The sequence below is a fragment of the Desulfosporosinus paludis genome (assembly GCF_045689965.1).
GTDB classification, from domain to species: domain Bacteria; phylum Bacillota; class Desulfitobacteriia; order Desulfitobacteriales; family Desulfitobacteriaceae; genus Desulfosporosinus; species Desulfosporosinus paludis.
This window is the reverse complement of the sequence record NZ_CP144211.1, coordinates 1,498,065-1,519,323: the sequence shown is the minus strand read 5'-3', so window position 1 is coordinate 1,519,323 and position 21,259 is coordinate 1,498,065. Positions and strand designations below refer to the sequence as shown.

The 21,259-nt window shown below is 41.4% G+C and carries 17 protein-coding genes and 1 pseudogene; 16 read left to right on the top strand and 2 right to left on the bottom strand.

Annotation, left to right across the window (positions count from 1 at the left end):
• Window positions 1–10 precede the first annotated feature (10 nt).
• Window positions 11–1,000 (bottom strand): ornithine cyclodeaminase family protein, encoded by a 990-nt coding sequence (locus VZF35_RS07835; protein ID WP_407312531.1) that lies wholly within the window; start codon window positions 998–1,000, stop codon window positions 11–13.
• A gap of 199 nt (window positions 1,001–1,199) precedes the next feature.
• Between VZF35_RS07835 and VZF35_RS07830 the strand changes: the two genes are divergently transcribed.
• The 7 genes from VZF35_RS07830 (at window position 1,200) to pruA (ending at window position 6,247) form a co-directional block, all read left to right on the top strand.
• Complete coding sequence (locus VZF35_RS07830; protein WP_407312529.1) at window positions 1,200–1,505, top strand: (2Fe-2S)-binding protein; 306 nt, start codon at window positions 1,200–1,202, stop codon at window positions 1,503–1,505.
• Window positions 1,502–2,596, top strand: coding sequence for an NAD(P)/FAD-dependent oxidoreductase (locus tag VZF35_RS07825; RefSeq protein ID WP_407312527.1), 1,095 nt, complete (start codon window positions 1,502–1,504; stop codon window positions 2,594–2,596). Before VZF35_RS07830 ends, VZF35_RS07825 begins: the two co-directional genes overlap by 4 nt.
• Window positions 2,590–2,928, top strand: coding sequence for a 4Fe-4S dicluster domain-containing protein (locus VZF35_RS07820; protein WP_407312525.1), 339 nt, complete (start codon window positions 2,590–2,592; stop codon window positions 2,926–2,928). The genes VZF35_RS07825 and VZF35_RS07820 overlap by 7 nt, the downstream gene beginning before the upstream one ends.
• The gene (locus VZF35_RS07815; RefSeq protein ID WP_407312523.1) at window positions 2,925–3,092 is read left to right on the top strand and encodes a hypothetical protein; all 168 of its coding nucleotides are present in this window, start codon (window positions 2,925–2,927) and stop codon (window positions 3,090–3,092) included. Before VZF35_RS07820 ends, VZF35_RS07815 begins: the two co-directional genes overlap by 4 nt.
• Window positions 3,082–3,369, top strand: a complete 288-nt coding sequence (locus VZF35_RS07810) for a (2Fe-2S)-binding protein (RefSeq protein ID WP_407312521.1) — start codon at window positions 3,082–3,084, stop codon at window positions 3,367–3,369. Before VZF35_RS07815 ends, VZF35_RS07810 begins: the two co-directional genes overlap by 11 nt.
• Window positions 3,353–4,501: an NAD(P)/FAD-dependent oxidoreductase gene (locus VZF35_RS07805; protein WP_407312519.1), complete on the top strand. Its 1,149-nt coding sequence runs from the start codon at window positions 3,353–3,355 to the stop codon at window positions 4,499–4,501. The genes VZF35_RS07810 and VZF35_RS07805 overlap by 17 nt, the downstream gene beginning before the upstream one ends.
• Window positions 4,502–4,615: 114 nt before the next feature.
• A complete protein-coding gene (pruA, locus tag VZF35_RS07800; protein ID WP_407312517.1) occupies window positions 4,616–6,247 on the top strand; it encodes an L-glutamate gamma-semialdehyde dehydrogenase in 1,632 nt (543 codons plus the stop codon).
• Window positions 6,248–6,493: 246 nt separating this feature from the next.
• On the opposite strand, the gene VZF35_RS07795 is transcribed toward pruA, so the two are convergent.
• On the bottom strand, window positions 6,494–8,203 hold the full coding sequence (locus tag VZF35_RS07795; protein WP_407312515.1) for a sigma-54 interaction domain-containing protein: 1,710 nt from the start codon (window positions 8,201–8,203) through the stop codon (window positions 6,494–6,496).
• 708 nt (window positions 8,204–8,911) lie between these two features.
• Here VZF35_RS07795 and VZF35_RS07790 point away from each other — a divergent pair.
• The 9 genes and pseudogenes from VZF35_RS07790 (at window position 8,912) to VZF35_RS07750 (ending at window position 21,136) form a co-directional block, all read left to right on the top strand.
• Window positions 8,912–9,460 carry a flavodoxin family protein gene (locus VZF35_RS07790; RefSeq protein WP_407312513.1) on the top strand — a complete coding sequence of 183 codons (549 nt, stop codon included), beginning with the start codon at window positions 8,912–8,914 and terminating at the stop codon, window positions 9,458–9,460.
• A 411-nt stretch (window positions 9,461–9,871) separates the two neighbouring features.
• The gene (locus VZF35_RS07785; RefSeq protein ID WP_407312511.1) at window positions 9,872–10,888 is read left to right on the top strand and encodes a DUF4236 domain-containing protein; all 1,017 of its coding nucleotides are present in this window, start codon (window positions 9,872–9,874) and stop codon (window positions 10,886–10,888) included.
• Between the two features lie 276 nt (window positions 10,889–11,164).
• Window positions 11,165–11,359, top strand: coding sequence for a YwbE family protein (locus VZF35_RS07780; RefSeq protein WP_407312509.1), 195 nt, complete (start codon window positions 11,165–11,167; stop codon window positions 11,357–11,359).
• A 286-nt stretch (window positions 11,360–11,645) separates the two neighbouring features.
• A complete protein-coding gene (locus tag VZF35_RS07775; RefSeq protein WP_407312507.1) occupies window positions 11,646–12,455 on the top strand; it encodes a DUF2971 domain-containing protein in 810 nt (269 codons plus the stop codon).
• Window positions 12,456–12,788: 333 nt separating this feature from the next.
• Window positions 12,789–13,463, top strand: a complete 675-nt coding sequence (locus VZF35_RS07770; RefSeq protein ID WP_407312505.1) for a peptidase MA family metallohydrolase — start codon at window positions 12,789–12,791, stop codon at window positions 13,461–13,463.
• A gap of 782 nt (window positions 13,464–14,245) precedes the next feature.
• Window positions 14,246–16,999, top strand: a complete 2,754-nt coding sequence (locus VZF35_RS07765; protein ID WP_407312504.1) for a COR domain-containing protein — start codon at window positions 14,246–14,248, stop codon at window positions 16,997–16,999.
• A 364-nt stretch (window positions 17,000–17,363) separates the two neighbouring features.
• Entirely contained in the window at window positions 17,364–18,833 is a 1,470-nt protein-coding gene (gene istA / locus VZF35_RS07760; RefSeq protein ID WP_407312502.1) for an IS21 family transposase, read from the top strand.
• Window positions 18,830–19,596, top strand: a pseudogene (gene istB, locus VZF35_RS07755) (IS21-like element helper ATPase IstB). Before istA ends, istB begins: the two are co-directional and overlap by 4 nt.
• Before the next feature lie 399 nt (window positions 19,597–19,995).
• Window positions 19,996–21,136 (top strand): IS3 family transposase gene (locus VZF35_RS07750; RefSeq protein ID WP_407312500.1). Its coding sequence is split into 2 segments (ribosomal slippage): window positions 19,996–20,279 and window positions 20,278–21,136, totalling 1,143 coding nucleotides; the frame shifts between segments, so codons are not numbered across the junction.
• Window positions 21,137–21,259 lie beyond the last annotated feature (123 nt).

The following is a 21,259-nucleotide window of genomic DNA, read 5'->3' as shown; positions in this document are numbered from 1 at the left end:
TTAGCTTGACTCAAAACGAAAACGATTGGCCGATCTGTTCTTTCAAGGCTCGCTGATAAATCCGGTAAGCTGTTGCAATATCCAATACAGCCATTCCAACGGTCTTGAAGAGCGTTATTTCTTCCGGAGTTTCTCGTCCGGGAAGGTTATTTGAGACAACCTTACCGATTTCTCCCGAAAATTTATCGCTGCTGATCGTTCCACTGGCTAAAGGGATGATGAAATCGCCGGACTCAGCCAGTACCGCTTCTTGAGAATCAAAGAAAATCTTATCGGCACGTCGAATAATAAATTCGTCTAATTCCTGCATATCCGGCATATAGGAGCCGACGCCGTTAATATGGGCTCCTGCCTTGACCAAACGGCCGTCAAACACCGGCTGGCGAGATGTTGTGACCGCAGTGATGATATCTGCATCTCTGACAGCTTCCTCAGAGCTTTCGACTGGGCGAAGGAGTGTTCCGAAATTCTCGAACTCGGTTTGCATTTGGGTTACGAAGGATCGAGTTCGTTCTGAATTAGTACTATAAATACGAACTTCCCGAAGATCCCTTACAGTTAACATGGCTTCGAGCTGGGTCATGGCTTGTCCCCCTGTGCCAATGAGAGCTCCTATTCGAGCATCTCTCCGGGCCAGAAGGTCTGTAGCCGCCCCAGCTGCTGCGCCTGTACGGAGTTGAGTGAGGTAGGTCCCATCCAGAAGACAGCACACTTCGCCGCTTGTTCCGTCGATTAAGACCATCGTTGCCGGGACCGTGGGGATACCCTTTTGGATATTGTGGGGAAAGACGGAAACAATCTTCACACCCATACTGTCCAGTTCTTCGATGTAACCAGGCATGAACAAAGTCTGTCCTTCATAGCCGGGCGCCCCTAGGTTAATCCTTAGAGGGACGACACTTCCTCCTCCTGAGTAGATATGAAATGCTTGTTTATCTGTTTCCACAGCATCGCCCATGGTGAAGACTCGCTGAATATCCTTTTTGCTAAGCAGTAGCATATTACCACTCCAGTCCTTTCGTTTATTATAATACACTATCGATTCGGGCTATATTTGTCAATGATTATGACAATGCAGTCTCGAGAATGATGGTCAAGGATTCGATACAAATTTCAGGGGCAAAATTTAATATTTGGCATGGAATTTGCAACTAAATTATAAACTTCATGAATTTTACCAATCAGGGAGAGTGAATTCTGTGCGAATTAATGAACATCCAATTTTGGATTTTCAGCGTGGAGAAGAGGTAACTTTTTTCTTCGATGGTCAGGAAATCAAAGGTTATGAAGGAGAGACTATTGCTGCTGCACTCCATGCAGCTGGGGTTAGAGTATTGGGCCATAGCCCTACAAAGCATCGGCCAAGGGGACTTTTTTGTGCCATTGGCAATTGCTCTTCATGCCTGATGGTTGTCGACGGGGAACCTAATGTCAGGATTTGTGTGGAAAAGGTTAAACCCGGCTTGCACGTGGAGACACAGCAAGGAAAGGGGTGCCTAAGTTGAAAGAGGTAGAGATTCTAGTCATTGGCGGTGGACCAGCTGGTCTTAGTGCGGCAGCAGCCGTTGCTAACTTAGGTTGTGACGTTCTTATCCTTGAAAGGGATGGTAAACTCGGCGGACAGTTGATCAAGCAGACTCACAAGTTCTTCGGCTCCAAAAAACAATATGCCGGCGATCGTGGTTATCAGATCGGTGATCTTCTAATTGAACAGTGTTCAACAAACTCTAAGGTTGAAGTGTGGTCTGGAGCTACTGCTCTCGGGATTTATGAAGACGGAGTCGTTACTGTTGAAAAAGATGAAAAACACCTAAAAATCAAACCGCAAAAAATTATTATTGCAACAGGTGCTTCCGAGAAGATGATTGCCTTCCCTAATAACGATATGCCCGGCATTTATGGTGCGGGTGCGGTCCAAACCCTGATGAATGTCCACGGCATTGTCCCAGGGCAGCGCGTTCTGATGATTGGTGCCGGTAACATAGGGCTTATTGTCTCCTATCAATTGCTTCAAGCGGGAGTTGAAGTGGCTGCGATCATTGAAGCAGCGCCGACGATCGGTGGTTATCTGGTACATGCTTCTAAAATTCGACGTGCAGGCGTACCGATCTTGACCTCACATACCATTCAGGAGGCCTATGGTAAAGAAAGCGTTGAAGGCGCCAGAATCTGTAAACTTGACGAGAATTGGCAGGCAATTCCCGGGAGCGAGCAAGAGTTAAACGTTGATGTCATTTGTCTGGCAGTTGGTTTGAGCCCGTTAACAGAGCTTTGTTTTCAAGCGGACTGTCAGATGAACTATATCCCTGAACTTTCTGGGCACGTGCCTCTAAGAAATGACTATTTGGAAACGACTCGCCCCGGACTCTATGTGGCCGGGGATGTCAGCGGAGTTGAAGAAGCAAGTTCCGCTATGGTGGAAGGACGTCTGGCCGGTGTAAGCGCTGCCTACAGTTTGGGGTATGGACAGGATGTAGCGCCGCAGCTTCAAACGGAAGCACTGGCAGAGTTAAGCGAGCTTCGGTCTGGTCCCGCAGGACAAAAGACTGTGCAAGGGCTTAAAAAACTGATGGAAAAGGGGGAAGCAGTATGCTGAATAAAACCGGAATTCCTACGGCTGAGGATGTGAAAACTGTTACCCCGTCTCTGGAAAGACTTAAGAAAGGCCCTGTTGCCATTATTGAATGCTTTCAAAAAATCCCCTGCAATCCTTGTACGGAAGCCTGTAAACAAGGTGCTATTATGCCAATGAATGATATTAATGACTTGCCCAAAATGGAGTTTGACAAGTGCAACGGGTGTGGAGTTTGCCTCAGCCGTTGTCCGGGATTGGCAATCTTCGTGGTTGACGCTTCCTATAGTGACGATGAAGCAATCGTGAAATTCCCTATGAATATGTTCCGGTACCTCAAGCTGAAGATCAAGTGATTGGGGTAGACAGAGCCGGTAAAGAACTCGGCACGTTCAAGGTGAAGAAAGTTCAGTCCGGTGGGCCAAAGAATAAGACCTACACAGTATGGCTGGTCGTTCCCCAAGAGCTGGCCATGGAAGTACGCAGTATTCGCTCAGGAGGGGTTAGGCATGCTGGATAAAGAAACCATCGTCTGTCGGTGCGAAGACATCACTTTAGATGAAATACAATCCCTAATTAAGCAAGGTTACCGTACTATTGACGAAATAAAAAGGGTTATCCGGGCCGGGATGGGACCTTGTCAAGGACGAACCTGCCGAATGTTAATTGCCCAGGAATTATCAAAAGCTTATGGAATTCCTGTCTCAGAAGTCCTAATGCCTACGTTTCGGCCGACAGTGAAGCCGGTGAAACTGGGAACGTTTGCGGGGGGTGAATCACTTGCAGAAAACAGCTGATATTGTCATCATTGGTGGAGGAATTACAGGCTGCGCCTTGGCCTATGAGTTAGCCGTCCGCGGAGTAAAGGACATTGTTGTCATCGAAAAGCAGTTTCTCGCTTCGGGAGCAACGGGGCGCTGCGGCGCAGGTGTTCGTCAACAGTGGGGGACGGAAACAAACGCTATTCTTGCTCGGGACAGCGTGAAAAGGTTCGAAGGTATGAATGAAGAACTTGACTATGATCTGGATATAGAATTTAAGCAGGGCGGTTATTTGATGGTCGCCTATACTCCAGGCGAATGGGAACAATACAAAAAAAATGTGGCTGTGCAGCATCGCTTGGGTATTCCAACGAAAATGATTTCTCCTCAAGAAGCTAAGGAGATCGTGCCCCATCTGAACATTGAAGGATTGATTGGTGCCACATTCTGTCAAACAGATGGGCATGCTAACCCATTTCATGTGGTCGACGCCTACTATAAAGCTGCCCGGCGATTGGGTGTCAAATTTGAAACCTATACCACTGTGACTGACATCAAAAGAGAAAACGGCAAAGTTACAGGTGTAAGGACTTCCAGAGGAGATATCGATACACCGGTTGTTGTTAATGCCTGTGGCTTTGCCGCCGGCACAATCTGTAAGATGGTTGGCTTTGATCTGCCTTTATATCCTCAGCGGCACCAAGCACTGGTGACTGAAGCGGTTGAACCTTGTCAAGGTCCGATGGTCATTTCCCTGCACCATCGTTTATATTGCCAGCAGACCCCACATGGCAGTTTTATTATGGGTGTGGGAGATCCCAACGAACCTAAAGATTTTGATATTCATTCTACTTGGGAGTTCCTGGAGGACGTCGCTCGCCAAGCAATCACGGTATTGCCCCTGCTTAAGAATCTTCGCGTCGTTCGGCAGTGGTCAGGCCTCTATGACATGAGCCCTGATGCTAATCCGATCTTTGATCAAATCCCAGATGCTCAAGGGATGTGGGTAGCAGCCGGCTTCAGTGGTCATGGCTTTATGGTGAGTCCCCAGACAGCCGTTCTCTTGGCCCAGAAAATTCTCGGCCAAGAGTGCTTTATGCCGATTGAGAAATTTGGTGTGGACCGTTTCCGCCGGGGAGAATTACTGCTGGAACCCGCAGTGGTATGATGTGCTGGTGAAGGCTGCGCCAGAAATCGAAAAAATTGTAATAAGTTTGAAACCAGTGGTTATGTAACCAATAAGCATATTGTAAGAATTAATGACATAGGGAGGTTTTTAAAAATGAACAACGCTTATTTTCAAATTAAGCTTCCAGAAAATGAACCGGTAAAGGGCTATATGCCGGGATCCCCTGAACGAGCCGCTTTAAAGGCCGAACTCGACAGACAATTAGCAAATCCGGTTGAGGTGCCGATGATTATCGGAGGAAAAGAAATTCGTTCAGGGAACAAAGCAACGATGATTTGCCCCCATGATCATCAAAAAGTTCTTGGGGAATATTACATCGCAGGGGAAAAAGAGCTTCTGATGGCCATCGAAGCAGCGGAAGCAGCCAAAGAAGAATGGGAAAACATGCCTTGGGAACATAGGGCGACTATTTTTCTGAAAGCAGCGGATTTGCTGACCGGAAAATACAGAGCAAAAGTATCCGCTGCCTGTATGCTCGGCCAAAGCAAGAATGCCTATCAATCCGAAATTGATGTCATCTGTGAATTGGCAGATTTCCTGCGTTTTAACCCTTACTACGTGCAAGAAATTTACAAACAACAGCCCATGAACACCCCCGGAGTCTGGAACCGGGTTGAATATCGCCCTCTTGACGGTTTTGTAGCGGCAATCACACCCTTCAATTTCACGTCCATCGGCGGCAACCTTTCCACAGCTCCGGCTATGGTTGGCAACACAGTATTGTGGAAACCATCATCAACAGCCGTACTTTCCAACTATTACTTTATGCAAATTCTCATGGAAGCCGGTTTACCTGCCGGCGTCATCAACTTCGTGCCTTGTAAAGGCGCTGATTTCGGCAGAGTCGTAGTGAGCCATCCTAAAATGGCAGGTTTCCACTTCACCGGTTCAACAGGCGTATTCAATGGAATCTGGGATCAAGTTGGCAAAAACATTAATCACTATGTTTCTTATCCTCGTCTTGTCGGGGAGACAGGAGGTAAGGATTTCATCTTTGCTCATGAATCAGCAGATATTGAAGCGCTGACTTGTGCCATTGTTCTGGGGGCTTTCGAATACCAAGGACAAAAATGCTCAGCGGCTTCCCGCGCCTACGTTCCCGAAAGCCTCTGGGGCGAATTAAAAGGTCGTCTTGAAGCAGAAATCGGCAAGATTAAGGTAGGGGATGTTTGTGATTTTACCAACCTTATGAACGCCGTGATTGATCATAATTCTTTCATGAATATTAAGAACTATCTCGATTATGCCAGGGAATCTGACGACGCGGAAATCATCATTGGCGGTGGCTGCGATGACAGTGTAGGATACTTTGTTGAACCTACAGTCATTTTGGCTAAGACACCGACCTTTAAGACCATGGTGGAGGAAATCTTTGGACCGGTTATGACGATTTATGTCTATCCCAACGACAAGTTAGATGAGACCTTAAAAGCTTGCGATACCGCGACTATTTACGGTTTAACAGGTGCTGTCTTTGCCCAGGACAGAGCAGCGGTCATCAAAATGGCTAAAGCATTAGATCATGCCGCTGGTAATTTCTATATCAACGACAAACCTACGGGTGCTGTGGTCGGACAACAACCCTTCGGCGGCAGCCGTGCCTCAGGAACCAATGATAAAGCAGGCAGCTCCATCAATTTATACCGCTGGATGAGTCAGCGGGCAATCAAAGAAACGCTGGTTCCTCGGACTGTTGTTGCTTATCCTTACATGACAGAGAAATAATGAAACGATTAGGTCCTACGCTTTGACCTGGGAGAATAAGCGCCCTATTTTTGAACCATCAAAGTGATATGCTCCTCCTCAGGTAGCCAGGTTGAATGAAAAACCTACTATCTGAGGAGGAGCATTTTGTTCAGGATAAAGTAATAAAATGCAATGAAAAAAGGAGATGTGAAAACATATTGGCTCTAACCAAGTTCTGATGTTAGATGACGGTTTTCTGTACCTCAGGTGTTTAGAAGATCTTGGCTAACCTAAATTGTACTGTTTAAGCTTGTTATAAAGAGTTCCGCGAGAAATGCCCAAAAGTTCTGCTGCCGCAGATTTATTGCCATGAGTTTTCTCCAGTGCATCACAAATCCTTTCAAGTTGCTTAGAGTTGTTGAACTGCTTAGGGTTGCTTAACATTTGAGAAGTAATGGATTCCGCCAGATGAATAGGCTCAATTTTAGAGCGCTGAAGGGCCAGTGGAAGGTATTGGGTTTCAATGATGCCTTCATCTGCCAAGACAGCCAAGCGTTCCGTCACATTGTGGAGCTCTCTGACGTTACCCGGCCAATGATAGTTCAGAAAAGCTACAATGACGGCAGGATCTAGAGAAGGCATCGGCTTGTGATACTTGAGAGCAGATTCATGCAAAAAGGTCTGTACCAATTCGGGAATATCTTCCGGCCGTTCTCTGAGCGGTGGTACTTCTAAGGTAATAACATTTAAACGGTAATAAAGGTCTTCCCGAAAATCGCCCGTCTGCATCATTTTTTCCAGATTGCGATTTGTTGCGGCTATTATTCGTGTGCTGACAGTAATCGGCTCCGTACCCCCCAACCGATAAAAACAACGATCCTGAAGTACACGCAGCAGTTTTACTTGAAGCCCCAGCGGCAGTTCACCAACCTCATCTAAGAACAGTGTTCCACCATGGGCAAGTTCTAATTTGCCGGGCTTACCTTTTCTTTCGGCGCCAGTGAAAGCTCCGCCATGGTAGCCAAAAAGTTCACTTTCAAAGAGAGCCGTTGGAATAGCACCGCAGTTCAGGGCTATTAAAGGTTTGCTGGCCCTGGGGCTGGCCATATGAATCGCTTGGGCAAATAACTCTTTTCCGACACCGCTTTCTCCTGTGATGAGAACAGTAGCCTCACTGGAGGATATTTTGCGGGCCACAGATATGGTGCGACGAATGGATTTCCCCTTGCCAATGATCTTTGTAAATGGATCGTCGGGAGGGGAAATCTTTTTCTGCAGATCACGCAACTCTGAGCTGGTATTGGATAGTTTTTCATTAAGTCGAACGATTTGAGTAATGTCCTGTTCGCAGGATATGGCTCCAAGTATGCTGCCGTCACAGATAACGGGTGAAGCGTTGATCAGGACATGAGTTCCTGGGCGAGGGCTATGGTAGGATTGGCGAACCGGCCGTCCTTCGTCCAAAATTTTTAGAGTTGTCAAAGCTTCCTGTTCAAAAAAATTGGCAATATGTTTGCCCAGAATGTCTTGCTGGGGGATAGAATAAGTATCCTGAGCCATTGTATTCCAGTGACTTACAGTCCCTTCTTTTGTTACGACAGTCACGGCTTCATTGACAGTGTCAAGCAACGTTTGAAAAAAGGAATTCATAATTTCACTATGGTTCAAGAGGTTGTGGATCAGGAGAGCAGGAGAGATGATTCCTGCTACGTTCTCTGAATTATCTAGGACCACAACGGGGCGTAAATCGCCTAGGTGTTCCTGGTAAAAAGTAATAGCCTTAGTGTTTGAAGAAGCCAATAATGGAGATTCCCAAGGCAATTGATTAGGGGATAGCTGAGTGGGAGCAGAATTGATGGGCGGATTTTTTAAATCCCGGATCAGAACTTCAATGGGGTGAGCATCCTGGATTAAAACAAGGTGATACGTATTGATTAAGACGGAAATTTCCGCCAGATTTGGTCTGTCGTTAAAGACTTTAACATTACGATCCATTAGATCGCTAAGGAATAAAGAGTCCAAAATTCATCACTCCCTTACTCCTAAACTAACACAATAAAAAGTGGTTGTCACTAACCTTCTGGGAGTGTTATTAAAGCAAATTTGGATAAGGTATAACTTACAAGAATAATGAAGCAAAAAGCATTTGCCAAAATTATTTAACGATAAATCTCAATTTGAACGCTTAAATGAGTAATGGGGGGGCGGACCTACCTATAGTTCAGGCACATAGTCTTATCGTCTCAGCCAATATGATTTTGAGGTGTTTCATGAGGAAAAGAGCAGTAGTGATTATGTTTCCGTGGACGATGCACGTTGAGACCGTGATAAGTTTGAAAACACTCACAGATTAAGAATCCGCTATTCATGCGGGTTGTATGGTTTGTGAATCTTCAGAATTGGATCAAAAACAGGTGCAATGTTTTCTGGGTGCGTTCGCGGGAACATGTCGCCTGTTTCATTTTACATAATGTGGTAGTATAGGTAATAAATAATTGTCGCCGTGGGATGGGAAACTGTCATGCACGGAGTGGAGTGGAAAAAAGTTTAAAGCACCTAACTATTACTATTTTTACTTGTTAGAGTTTTACAATTCCTTTATCGTAGCAGTAAACGTACTATCAATAATACATATCTATTGCCATAATAAATTATGTGGTAGTATAAATATAACCTTAAGTAAAGAATGGAGATATTGTATTTATGAAAAAAATTGTTGCTTTTATGGGGAGCCCAAGAAAAAATGGCAACACGGCCACCCTTGTTAATGAAGTTATTCAAGGAGCACAAGATGCTGGTGTCGAAACAACTATTTTTAACCTGTATGATATGAACATCAAACCTTGCCAAGGCTGCCTTGTTTGTCGTAAGACTGGACATTGCGTCATGCAAGACGATTTTCAGAACATGTTTAAACATATTATTGATGCTGATGTTGTTGTTTTTGGCTCGCCCATATATCTTTGGCAGATTACAGCTCAAATGAAACTGTTATGGGATAGACTCTGCGGCTTATTCGATGAAAACCACAAGCCTAGGTATGCTACTAAAAGCCTGATTATGGTATATTCTCAAGGAAATCCGAACGCACAGGCTTTTCAGACATCTTTTCAAACTTATGAAGCCATGTTTAAGATGTTTGGATTAAATGTAATAAATACAATTTTACTAACGGGCGGCAATGCCCCCAACATCGCATCAAATAATAAAGAACTTTTATTAAAAGCTTATGAAGTAGGGAAGGCAATCTAGCCCACCGCAATAATACACTTCGCGAAGTAACCAGCCAACAGACGGGGATCAACCCCCAATTTCGAAGGTGGTGTGAAGTGAATAAGAAATATTGGGTTGACTTAGACGAAACATATTATCTACCGGAGCGTTTTTGAATGCCTCCGGTTAATGAAAACCAATTGAATTGTATAACAACTAAACTACGCCCCTCTTGAGACTGTTATTGATTTAGAAAACAGTAGTAATCGCCAGATTGTTCCATATTTTTATGGGCGGTCTGGCGATTTTGTTTTATCTATGATTATTTTTTCTATATTTGCAGGAGATCAAAGAAAGATGTGGAATGCTTGAGTCGCAAGGTAGCGTTCTTGTGATCTCAACACTTCTGACGCTGGTAAAGTGATTAACTATATTGGGAGGGGTTCACTTTTGGGTTTTAGAATGAGAAAAAGCATTAAACTGGGTGTAGGTTTTAGGATAAACTTGAGCAAATCTGGAATTGGCTATAGCTGGGGCGTTCCAGGATATCGAATCACAAAGACAGCCAAGGGAACAACTAGGCATACCTATTCTCTTCCAGGGACTGGCTTGTCCTATGTCGATGAGAGCAAACAAAGAACGCACACTAGCAATAATATTTCAGGTCCATATAATGAACCTCCAGTCCGAGCCGATGTTTTGCAAGACATTAATAGTGCTCCTATAGACCAGTTCAAGTCAACAGAATTCGCCCATATCACAAAAACAATTGAAAAAACCCTGACAATGAACAGGTGGAGTAATATCTTACTTTGGTGTACTCTGTTAGCGTTTGTGCAGCCTTTTTTCTTAATTGTTACGGTCATTGGCATTGTCTTGAAAATCATGGCTAATAAATCCGGTGTTGTTGAACTGGAATATACATTTGATGATGAAAAGGTCGATGAATATAACCGCAAGATTGGTGCTTGGACGATTCTAAATGAAAGCCAACAGATGTGGCAAATCGTTCAGCAAGCGGCTGTTTCAAATACTAAGGTCAATGCAGGTGCTTCAAGAAATATTAACCGCATTAATATTCGTATATTAAAAAAGTCACCTTTTTATATTGCCACAAATGTGGAAATGTTACAAATAAAGCTCAAAAAGGAATTACTGCTACTTTTACCGGATAAGATCTTTATTATAAGAGGAACTAAAGTCGGAGCAATTAACTATTCTGAAGTTAAAATAAACACCTCGCAAATTCGGTTTGTTGAAAGAGGAACCGTGGCAAAGGATGCACAGATTATTGACCACACTTGGCAGTACGTCAATAAAAATGGCACTGCCGATAAACGATTTAAAAATAACCGTCAGCTTCCTGTGTGCTTATATGGAGTGGTTCACTTATCCTCCTCTGCAGGTCTAAATGTTGAATTACAATGTTCGAACCTTCAAAAAGTACAGGGTTTAATGTTAACGTAAGCAAAACTTTCGATGTGATCGGAGCTTCGTTGGTAGACCACGCATTCACTTTATGGCATCCCATCTGTCGAGGTATGGTCTTGAAAAACTTGTGCGTTTGTAAATATTGGGGTATTAGTATCTCTAGTAAGGACGATAGTACATTATTCTTCATGGCGAATCCCGCCGGGGTGGCGTCTTGGCGTAACTCTGAATTCACTAGATAGATTAGAAGGGGGCAATTCGAGTACTGTTTACTCTCCAATTAATGACACAGAATAGGTTGGTGTTCATACAGTGAATGGAAATAATCGAGAAAATATTAAGGCAGGTACACACGTTTCAGTAGTTCAGAAACAAGATCAAAGAACAGGAAAACTGACAGAAGGAATAGTTAAAGATATTCTAACGAATTCTTCTACACATCCACATGGAATAAAAGTTCGACTTATTAATGGGATTGTTGGTCGAGTAAAACAAATTCTTCCTTAAGATTCGAATAATGGCTGGTGTTTTGTCTGAGAAACGGTGCAGTCCTTCCACCCACTCGCTTCCGGTGTGTCATGAAGGAATTTAAATCCCCCGCTTCCCAAAAGAAGGCCCCTTTCGAAGGTTGGTTTGTGACGACAGGATTAAGGTATATTGGCTGACATGAGAATATCATATATACCACCGGAGCGTTTTGGGCGTTTGCGGTTTATTACTATATTCACCAGCCTGGAGCGTTTAGGTGGGATTAAACCACTTTTTTATAGATTATAATGATTAGGAGTTAAATATGGAATCAAGTAAAAGTTGCTACGAACCTAAAAAATTATATCACTATACTACTTCACAAGCATTTATTTCAATCTTAGAACACAAAAAAATTTGGGTAACGAATTACCGTTTTTTAAATGATTATAAAGAATTAATATTGGCCATAAAGCTAGCTCATACTCATTCGAAGTTTGATGATTCGTATAAAGCGTCACTTGACTTTCTGGAGAGAGAGCCTTTTAATCTAGCGATTTTCTCATTATCACAGGATAAAGATTTATTAAGTCAATGGAGAAGTTACTGTCCTGGAGGTGGGTATGCAATAGGCTTTGACTTCCATAAATTAGAGAAGATTTTACGAAAACGGGGTTTTACAGGCTTAAAACGATGCATCTATGATGAAAAGGAACAACTGAAAATCATTGATAATTTTGCCGAAAACTTGCCTTTATCTCCAGTTAGTTCATCTGGTTCTGAACATCTAATAATTAATATACATAAATTCCTTCAGGAAGTTGGATTATTAATAAAACATAATAGCTTTCAAGAAGAAAATGAATGGCGTGCAATTTCCAATAATAAGTCGCCTATATTTAATTCTACAAATGAATCAAAATGGAAAGTTCGAGAAAAAGATAAGCGTCTAATACCCTTCTTAGAGGTTGATTTAAAAGATGAAGCGGATTTTCCAATTTGCGAAATAGTTATTGGACCATGTAGAGATCAGGAACTAGCAAAACAAGCTGTTGAAGTGGCGTTAAAAGCGTATGAAATAGAAATGCCCAAAGATGCATTATCACTTTCAAATATACCATACAGAAATTATTGATTCTATTTAATAGTAGACCCTCATCGATACCAAATCTCCTGCCGTTTGCGCCTTGCTAAGTTCAAGAAGAACAAGAAGTTTGAAATAGCCTTGATAAAGCCTAGCCAGCAGTAAAATACCGAGTCAATCCCCCGCTTTCTAAAAGAAGGCCCCTTTCGAAGGTCGGTTGGCTGGTTGGAGTGATAGTATACTACTGATTTAGAATGTGCAAGACAAAATCTGATTATTAATTTATCCACCGGAGCGTTATAATGGGTGTTGGCAATCTATAAAAATGCGAAATAGGGAAAAATAGCCGGGTTGTTGAGGAAACGCAAAATGAATAAACTTTTTTTGAAAGCTGAGACCCAACACTTTATAATCAACTACAATGAAGAAGATAAAGACTGCGTAGATAATGTAGCAGGTATACTTGAATCTTGCTATAACAGAATTGCAATGAATTTTGAGCAAAAACTTGATGGTAAACTAATAGTCGAGATTTATGCAAGTCTCAAAGAACTACATTTAGCACTAGGTTTTCCGGATGCACCCGATTGGATCAGAGGAGGGCTAGGATTCGGAAAGATAATTATAGCTTCACCTTTAAATCCTCCTCCTGGGTCAGGATACAGTAATGTAGTGAACACTGCAGTTCATGAATTCATACATATTATTCTCAATAAAATCAATAACAATATCCCAAGATGGATAGATGATGGAGTTGCTTCTTTTGAGGCGAAAGACAATAATGAGGTTTGGATAAAAAATACTATCAAACGAGGTATTGAGGAAAACGCAATACCATTATTCAATGATCTGGACACCGGTGATGATTTCGAAACTTTCTTTAAAAGAAATGGGTATCAATATTCTTACTCCATAATAGAATTTGTGGTTAAAGAATTCGGTTATGAAAAGTTGTTACATTTTATTAAAAGCCCCAGGGATTTTGAAGTAGCATTTGGGTTAACAGAAGATCAGCTTCGAGATAAATGGGTTGATTATTTAAGGGACAATTATAGATAGTTATCGAGCAGTAATTCGCTCCTTTGCCAGAGTCAAGACTCCTCGAACATAGAATTCAAACAACCTAGCTTGCTTATTCCGGCATATCATAGACACTAAATCACCCCGCCTACTTGCGCCTTGCTAAGTTCAAGACGGTTTGAAATAACCGTCTTGATAAAGCCTAGCCAGCGGTCAAGTACGGAGTTTTTTATCCCCCCGCTCCCCAAAAGAAGGCCCCTTTCGAAGGTTGGTGTGGCAGGTTGGAGTGATAGGATATTGGTTGACTCAATATGGGGGTTAAAGTGGACGGTGGTTGTTGGGGATAGTCGAGGGTTTCCATGTGGATTTATTATCCCCTGGACGATGCACGTTGAGACGATAATAGTGCTATATCGGGGTTGAATGAAAGCCCTGGTATGAGCGGGTTTGAGAAGAGCATGTTCTTATTATGGTGACAGAGTGTTTGTGGGAACAGAGTTCATTTGTATTGCCAGATTGTTCTTTTTTGGACGATCTGGCTCTTTTTGTTTTTTTTATGGATTATTTCCGTTTTCTTGGGAGGAAATATAAGAAAAATGCAGAATGCATAAATTAGAGTGTGGTATTGGGTGCTTGGAAAACAACTAACCAATAATGATGTCGAGTTACTACGGCATATTAACTTGGAACCATGATGCAGCTTATGTCTACCCTAAACAAACCCATTTTCATTTTTTGATGGTGCCGATGGTGGCAGGGGGTCTAGCAAATGGATTTGTTTCTATATTCTAATTTAATGCTCTAGAAAGGGGAGATCTCATATGAAGCAAGAATCACCACCCATAATTGATGATCAAGACGATCATTTTGAATATTATGAAACGGATGAGAATGTTGATGTTGACTTTGATTGGGATTTAGAAGGACTAGATATTTTTCAGGATATAGAATCAATTTTGCCGTACAAAAGGACGTATGACATTTTAACTCCTGAAGAATTGCTGAAATTAATAAATGAAGCCAAAGAGAATAAATGGAAGGCTTTGGACCTCTCTATGTGTGGATTAAGAGAGGTTCCTCCAGAAATAGGTATTCTCATAGATTTGGAGATTCTAGACTTAGGTAACAGTGGAAAACTTAGAGAGGATACACAGAAAGATTCTACTAATGAATATATCACTTTACCTTCGGAAATTGGAAATTTAAAAAATCTTACTCATTTAAGCTTGTACGAAACTGGGATAAAATATTTACCAAAGGAGTTTTCTGATCTTAGTAACCTATTAGCTATAAACCTCAATGGAGCAATCTTTGACAAATTCCCTGAGGAAGTATGCCAATTAAAAAATTTAAGTAAATTAGCGATCAATAACTCATTTTCTTATATACCTGAAGATATTGGCAAATTGCAAGAATTGGAAAAATTATATTTACCCGATTCTGCAATTACAACACTTCCTGAAAACATAGGTGATCTTAAAAAGTTAAAAGTGTTGTATCTAGGACGCAGTAATATAGTGAAAATCCCTGCTTCACTAGGAACGTTAAGAAATCTCGAGAAATTGGATTTGGAGAAGTCGCCAATCACTGAAAGTATACCACCTGAAATATTTAATCAAACCCCTGCTCAAGTTATTGACTATATTCTTCGTTACCAGAATGAAGAAGACAAAGTTATCCTTCACGAATCTAAGATGGTTATTGTTGGACAAGGGGGTGTTGGAAAAACTAGCTTGTTGAACCGTATTATAAATTACCAATATGTTGAAAGTGTATCAACTGAAGGAATTGATATTGCTCATTGGTGTTTTGAATCTGAGGGCAAAGAATATAAGCTTAATGCATGGGATTTTGGGGGGCAAGAAATTTATCATTGTACACATCAATTTTTTCTAACAAAGCGGTCACTCTATATTTTTGTTTGGGATGCACGTCAGGAAGAGGAATATGGTCGTATTGATTATTGGCTCAATACAATACAATCATTTGCAAACGACAGTCCTATAATAATTGTGATCAACAAATGTGATGAAAACAGAAAGAATATAAGATATATTGATATTAATGATTTGGTGACACGCTTTCCCCAAATTGTAGCGTCCTATAATGTTAGTTGCCAAGATAATACCAATATTGAACTTTTGAGGCAAGAAATAATTAATCAGGCCAAAAATCTCCCATTAATGGAAACTTTGTGGTTTTCATCTTGGGTAAAAGTTAGAGAAGAATTAGAAGTATTGTCAATAACAAAGAAAATTATTAATTATAATCATTACATTGATATTTGTTCGAAACACATGATAGGGAGCGATGAGGCACTAAGTCTAATAAAATATCTTCACGATTTAGGTGTAGTACTATATTTTCATGAAGATATATTACTTAGAAATATTATTATTCTTAGTCCAGAATGGGGAACAGATGCAGTATATAGAATCTTGGATGCTCAGGCTAATACTTTAAAAGATCGTAACGGAATATTATACTACGATGATTTACCAAAGATATGGGATAATAGGCTAATTTACCCTGAAAATACTTATCCATATATTCTTAAGCTTATGGAGAATTTCCAGCTATCTTTTGTTGTTGACAACAATAGAACTTTTCTTGTAGCAGAATTGCTTGAAAATACAGAGAAAACTATGGCGTTAGAATTTTTGATGGAATCCACTTTGAATTTCAGATTCGATTATAATTTTCTACCAGCGGGCATCATGACCCGTTTCATTGTTAAAGCTCATACATATTTAATTGATTATACTGGTTTGAAAATGTGTTGGAGGAAAGGCGCGTATCTTCAATATAAAGACGCATATTGCCTTGTACGACTTCGTGATAGTATAACAGAAAGATATATTGAAATTAGGGTGAGCGGTAAAAACAATAGAAATCGTCGTGATCTTTTAGCTATTGTAAGGAGTACTTTTGAGCAAATACATAAGAGCATTCCTAAAATTGATTTTACGGAAAAAGTATTATGTAACTGTAGCCCTTATTGCAGTTACCTTCATGACTTTAAGTATCTGAGTAAATTAGAATCACATGGTATAAATGAAGACAGATGCAAAGTATCCCTCAAAATGGTCGATATAATCATGTTATTGGACGGAATTCAGACAAAAAGAGAAAGGATAAATGAAATGACTGAGATAAATATAAATCCTATATTTACCAATGCGCCTGTAATTAGCACAAATGCGAATGCTTCAAATGTTAACACTATAACGATTGGAATTAGAAACTCAATTAATGAGTTACAAGGATGTTTAAATGATTTGAAAGATGAGCTAGTTACCGTTGACCCGGTTATTATTGCTGATTTTAAAAAGATTGAATCGAGTATAGAAAAACTTGATTCAGCACAAACGAAAGACGAAATCATTAAGTCTGGAGCTTTAAATAAAATTAAGCGATTCTTAGAGGAAGTCGGTGAATCAGAAACTTCAATGGGGAAGGTCATGAATGGAATAAAACATGGATATTCAATTTTACAAGATATGGCTGGAAAGTACAATAGTATTGCTGAGTGGTGTGGTATGCCAGTAGTACCTAGTGTATTTTTAAAAAAATAGTTAAAAAAGGTTATGACAATAGCACCGCTACTAAAAGCAATATGGTATTTGCATGAATGCCTTGAATAAATAGAAACAGAACGAATCGGGGGAGACACTTTTATTAAAGGGCATCTGCTTGAAGGCAGGTGCTTTTTAATATGGGTGATTAATAATAATTCCTCAAATCATTTGGTTAAAAATATAGAAACATTTATTATAGTAAGTTATAATAAATGTAATTTGGCTAATGTTCCCAATGTATAAACGCTAAAATAAAAGTGAGCCAAAAATAAGGGAAACGCCAGGAAAAAAGTGAGCCACTTCTATGAAAAAACCTGTATAGTTCAGAAGAGAGAAAAGCTGACGTACAGGGGGAGAAAGGGTGTCAATAGAAGTGGATATTTACGAAAAGATACGCTATTTGCATGTACATGAGGGTAAGTCACAAAGGACAATATCTAAGATGCTCGAGATATCACGTAATACGGTTAAAAAATACTGTGAAGGATCACAGGTCCCCTGGGTACGTCAAGGAACAAGTGGTCGTCAGCGATATGTGGTTACTGATGAGGTAATGGATTTTATCAAGAACTGCCTGGCCATTGATGAAACAGAAAATATTAAGAAACAGAAACATACTGCTAAGCGAATATATGACCGCCTCGTGGAAGAGAAAGACTTCAAGGGTGGCGAATCAACTATCCGGGAAATCGTAGCGGAACTAAAAGGCAAACAGGCAAAAGTATTCGTCCTATTATCTTATGATCCGGGAGAAGCGATTCAGATTGATTGGGGCGAAGCAACCGCATACATCAGTGGTAAAAAGACGAAGTTGAACCTGTTTTGTATGCGGGAGTGTTACAGTGCCGATATTTACTGCCGGGCATATTACCGCCAGAACGAGGAGAGTTTCCTCGAAGCTCAAATCACCGGCTTTGACTATTTTGAAGGTGCTCCAAAACGGATAATATTTGACAATGCCAAAGTAGCCGTTAAGGAAGGGTTCGGGATTCATGCCAAAGCCCAAGACAGATACTTTGCGTTGGCCGCACATTATGCCTTTCAATGCGACTTTTGTAATATAGCGGCGGGGCATGAGAAAGGACTCGTCGAGGGACTTGTGGGCTGGGTGAGGCGCAATGTTTTAGTGCCCATACCTCGAGTAGAAACGATTGACGAACTAAATACAGAAATACTGCGCAGGTGCTTAAGATACCGTGAACATAAGATAACAGGCCGTGAGCAGACCGTCGGTGAGATGTCCATGACCACCAGAGTCATGCTGACATCCCTGCCACGATATAGATTTGACCCAAGCAAGAGCATAACACAAAGAGTGAGTGATTTTTCAACGGTGAGATTTGATTACAACCACTACTCCGTGCCGGTTAAGTACGCTGACAAAGAAATCAGTATTAAGGGCTACGGTAACGAGATAGTGATGATATACAGAAATGCTGAGATAGCCAGGTATCCCCGCTGTTACGAACGAGGACAAACCAAATATCGGCTTGAACACTACATAGACTTGATTGAAAAGCGTCCTCGCAGTGTTTTCAATGCCAAGCCCGTAAAAAGCACCCTAACAACACAATTGCTAGAGATCGGCAGACGGCTTTCTAGCCCGCGCGAAATGGTCAAGTTGCTAAGGCTTTGTGTTGACTATGGAGAGGACAAGGTTCTGGGAGCAATAGCCTCTCTGAAAAGTCCTGAACTATCGGTCGATCAGATACGAGCTTTTCTAACGCCGATTAATACACCTGAAAAGATACCTGTAGAAATAGATATTCCAGTGCCCAAGCCTCAGTTTGAAAAGTATAACGTTCTGATGAACAGGGGGGCTGCGGTATGAGTGGGGCCCATGAAATCAACCCTGTTAAAGAGAGCATCAAGCTTTATGCCAAGCAACTCAGAACACCTGCATTTGTAAGCTATGAAAACGTTGTCCGGCAGCTCTCTCCTGGTGACGGATATGACCAATTTCTCTGTGAGACCATGAAACTTGAGGTTTCACAGCGACAGGTTGCTGGGCAAAGACGCAGGATTAAAAAAGCTTGCTTTCCAGTCATGAAGACTCTTGATGAATTTAAATATGAACGTCTTGAACATATATCGGACTCCTACATATGGGAGCTTGCCTCTTGTGATTATATTAAAAACCGACAAAACATTGTAATGATCGGTACCCCCGGTGCGGGGAAACCCATCTTTCCATAGGACTAGGCATGAAGGCCTGCTACGCAGGATTTAATGTGAAATTCTATTCGGCGATCAACTTGGCGAATGAACTTGCAGAGGCTATTCAGTTTCACCGGTTGTCAAAACTTGAAAAAAGTCTGGCTAAGATCGACTTACTGATCATCGATGAACTCAGTTATCTTACCTTCAACCGTCACCAATCCGAAATGTTGTTTCAGGTGATATCGGAACGTTCCGAAAGGGGGAGTATAATCTTAACCACCAATCTAGAATTCTCACGTTGGACAGAGCTATTTGAGAACGAAATTATGGTTGCAGCATTGATTGACAGAGTAACCTTCCGATCCCACGTATTAAACATGAATGTGAAGGATTCTTACCGATTAGAGCAGACATTGGCTAAACAAACTATGTGAATACAGGCATGGAGCTTAGCCGCGCGCGCCTGTAAAATCTCCATTCGGGCTACGCCCTCTTTCCGATTTTACAGGCGCATATCTATACCAGTAAGTGGCTCAATATTCTTCCAGCGTTTTCACTAATATGGATCACCTTTTTACTGGCGTTAGTGGATCAAATTTTTCCTGGCGAATGGCTCACTTTTTTCTTGACATTCGCACCCAATGAAACTGTTTTAAAATATATATTTTTTTAGGAGTGACATTTGATGGGAGTACAGGAAGTTTTTCATTATCCACCTGAACTAACAGCTTTACTTATAATGTACCCATGAATCAAGACAAAATTTCCGGGGTTTTAAGTGAACCTGATATAATAAAAGACAGGAAACTATCGGGGAAGAGGGTTCACTTAAAATGGGGAGAAGGCAATTTACCGCTGAATTCAAAACAAAAGTCGTACTGGAAATTCTCAGAGAAGAAAAACAGATCGGCGAACTTGCAGACGAACATGAGCTTAGTCCTAATCAATTACGAAACTGGAAAAAGGAATTTTTGGAAAACGCTGTAAAAGTGTTTTCAGAGAGCAAACAAGAGAAAGATCTTCATGCCAAAGAACGAGCGATGGATGAGGAACGAAATGAACTCATGGCAAAGGTCGGTCAACTCACAATTGAGAATGACTGGCTTAAAAAAAGATCTAAGCAAGTGCTTGGGACCGACTGGGAGACTAAGTCTGGTTTCAAGAAATGATAAACTCCCGGTTAGCAAGCAGTGTGAGCTGCTTGAAGTTAACAGAACTAGTGTCTACTATACGCCGGCAGAACCTGATAGAGATCGCGAAAATGAGATTAAAAATAGGCTTGACTACTGGCATACAAAGATGCCATATCTCGGAGTAAGGAAACTGCGCATCAAGCTGCAGAACGAGGATCACATTGAAGTTGGTCGTAAATTCATCAAGCGCTGTATGGATGAAATGGGAATCTATGCCGTCTATCCAAAACCAAACCTATCCAAGCGCAATATGCAACATAAAATATATCCGTATCTGTTAAGAAATCTTGTGATTAATCGGCCAAACCAGGTGTGGTCAATTGACATCAGCTACATCAGGATGGGCAGAAGCCATATGTATCTAACCGCCATCATCGACTGGTACAGTCGTTACATTGTAGGATGGGAACTATCAGATACGCTCGACACAGCACCGGTCTTGGCTGCGGTTAAAGAAGCCATCATCAAATATGGCAAACCGGAAATTATCAATTCCGACCAGGGCAGTCAGTTTACAAGTGATAAGTACTCAGAGCATCTAAAAGCGGCTAGCATCAGACAGAGCATGGATGGCAAGGCTCGTTGGGTTGATAATGTTATCATCGAGCTCTGGTTTAGGAGTCTGAAAACTGAGCGAATCTACCCATATGAATATCTGACACCGAAAGCTCTGAGAATGGGACTTCGAGAATACATCGGAGAATACAATACCGAACGACCACATCAGACACATAACTACCTGACTCCGAAAGAAGTCTACTTAGGAAGAAAAGCGGCTTAAGTCTATGGATCATGTGATTTCAGTAAGAGACGATTCCACACTATTACCCGTTATCAACACATAACAATTGGAAATATCAGGTTCACGATAAAACTGAAAAACATTGTCTTGACAAAGGGGACA

Coding starts and splice junctions, on each gene's coding strand:
- VZF35_RS07765 (WP_407312504.1), top strand. CDS start 14,246: ATGAAGCAAGAATCACCACCCATAATTGATGATCAAGACGATCATTTT.
- VZF35_RS07820 (WP_407312525.1), top strand. CDS start 2,590: ATGCTGAATAAAACCGGAATTCCTACGGCTGAGGATGTGAAAACTGTT.
- pruA (WP_407312517.1), top strand. CDS start 4,616: ATGAACAACGCTTATTTTCAAATTAAGCTTCCAGAAAATGAACCGGTA.
- VZF35_RS07790 (WP_407312513.1), top strand. CDS start 8,912: ATGAAAAAAATTGTTGCTTTTATGGGGAGCCCAAGAAAAAATGGCAAC.
- VZF35_RS07795 (WP_407312515.1), bottom strand. CDS start 8,203: ATGGATCGTAATGTTAAAGTCTTTAACGACAGACCAAATCTGGCGGAA.
- VZF35_RS07810 (WP_407312521.1), top strand. CDS start 3,082: ATGCTGGATAAAGAAACCATCGTCTGTCGGTGCGAAGACATCACTTTA.
- VZF35_RS07775 (WP_407312507.1), top strand. CDS start 11,646: ATGGAATCAAGTAAAAGTTGCTACGAACCTAAAAAATTATATCACTAT.
- VZF35_RS07835 (WP_407312531.1), bottom strand. CDS start 1,000: ATGCTACTGCTTAGCAAAAAGGATATTCAGCGAGTCTTCACCATGGGC.